The organism is Enterovirga aerilata (assembly GCF_013044135.1).
Lineage (GTDB): Bacteria > Pseudomonadota > Alphaproteobacteria > Rhizobiales > Beijerinckiaceae > Enterovirga > Enterovirga aerilata.
This window is the reverse complement of the sequence record NZ_JABEPP010000010.1, coordinates 1-1,705: the sequence shown is the minus strand read 5'-3', so window position 1 is coordinate 1,705 and position 1,705 is coordinate 1. Positions and strand designations below refer to the sequence as shown.

Below are 1,705 nucleotides of genomic sequence, written 5' to 3'. Positions count from 1 at the left end.
GACGAGCTTCGCTTCCGGCTCGCCGAAATGGTGGAAGCGCTCGCGGGCGTAGCGGACGAGCGCGAGGTAGCGGTAGATGCCGTGCACGAACTTGGAATAGGGCAGCGTCAGGAAGAGCGCGAAGACGACGCCCAGATGCACCGCGAGGAGGGTGCCCATGGCGGGGGTGGCGCGCAGCACGAGGAGGGCGAGGCCCGTCACGCTCGTCAGCAGCAGCATGAGGATGAAGGCGACATCCATGCCGTAGCGCGTCTCGTCCAGCATCATCGGATCGCGCCGCCACTTCGCCTTGAGCAGCCCGACCGGGCCGATCACGAGCCCGATCCCGCCGACCGTGCCGAGGACGACCGGCAGGTCCCACCAGGGATAGGGCGCCTCGCGGCCGAGGAGGTAGTGGTAGAGCGTCGCGACCGAGGTCGAGGCGAAGCACAGCATGAAGCCGTAGAAGGTGAGGTGGTGGTAGAGCCGCCGCCTGTCCTCCGGCGTCTCGTCCTCGTTCATGCAGCCGGCGCCGCCGCCGTCGAGATAGCGCAGCCGGCCGGCGTCGCGGATCGCCTGCAGGATGTTCTTCGGGTCGCTGCGGGTGCCGGGCGGGGCGCCGATGTCGCGCCAGAACTTGCGCACCCCGAAGCCGATCGCCAGGATCGCGTAGAGGAACGCGACCCCGAAGAGCAGCGCCATCGCGTTGTGCGGCATGAGCCGGTAGAAGGCGCCCGGCCCGGTATGCGTGCCGAAGAGGACCGCCGGGTCGTGCCAGGCGATGAAGCCGCCGATGAAGCCCGCGACCCCGAAGGCGGCGGCGAGCGCGATCACGAGCCCGTTGCGCTCGAAGGCGCCGGAGAGGAAGCCCGGCCAGGCATAGCGGGCGTAGGATTCGGCCCGCACCTTCGCCATGACCTTCGGCACGTTCACGTCGAATTCGTGCGGCGGCGAGAACTGGCAATCGTAGTAGCAGGCGCCGCAGGCATGGCAGAGATTGGCCAGGTAGTTGAGGTCGCCGTCCGCGAAGGAGCGGCGCATCTCCATGGCCGGGAAGACGGCGCAGAGACCTTCGCAATAGCGGCATGAGTTGCAGACCGTCATCAGCCGGTCGGCCTCGGCGAGCGCCGGGCTGGCGTGGACGGCGACCGTGCCCGCCGTGCGGGTTTCAGTTGCGAGCATTGCGCGCCGCCTCCCGGCCGGCGATGCGGCCGAACACGGCCCCGATGGTCATGCCGATCCCGGCCGCGTAGCCGCGCCCGAGCACGTTGCCGGCCATGATCTCGCCGGCCGCGAACATGTTCGCGGCGGGGCGCCCGTCGGCCATGATCATGCGGGCGTCGCGGTTCACGCGCGTGCCGAGATACGTGAAGGTGATGCCCGGCCGGACCGGATAGGCGTAGAAGGGCGCCGTCTCGATCCGCCGCGCCCAATGGCTCTTGGGCGGGTCGAGCCCCTCCGTGCGGCAATCGTCCAGGATCCTGTCGTCGAAGGTGCCGGGCCGCACGGCCGCGTTGAAGCCGTCGACGGTCGCCCCGAGCGCGGCCGGGTCGAGCCCGAGCTTCTCCGCCAGCTCCCCGATCGAGCCCGCCTGGATGGGCGGGAAGAGCGAGGGCATGAAGAGCTCGAGCGAGGAGGCGTCGAAGACGATGTAGGCGATCTGGTCCGGCTGGGCGGCGACGAGCCGGCCCCAGATGGCGTAGCGCTTCGGCCAGATGTCCTCGCC

At 70.0% G+C, this 1,705-nt stretch carries 2 protein-coding genes; both read right to left on the bottom strand.

What is annotated here, in order from left to right:
* Positions 1-1,161: tricarballylate utilization 4Fe-4S protein TcuB (gene tcuB, locus HJG44_RS23285; RefSeq protein WP_171220807.1), on the bottom strand; the 1,161-nt coding region annotated here is incomplete at its 3' end.
* The coding region (locus tag HJG44_RS23280) for an FAD-binding protein (protein ID WP_171220806.1) at positions 1,148-1,705 on the bottom strand (558 nt) is incomplete at its 5' end. The genes HJG44_RS23280 and tcuB, both read right to left, overlap by 14 nt.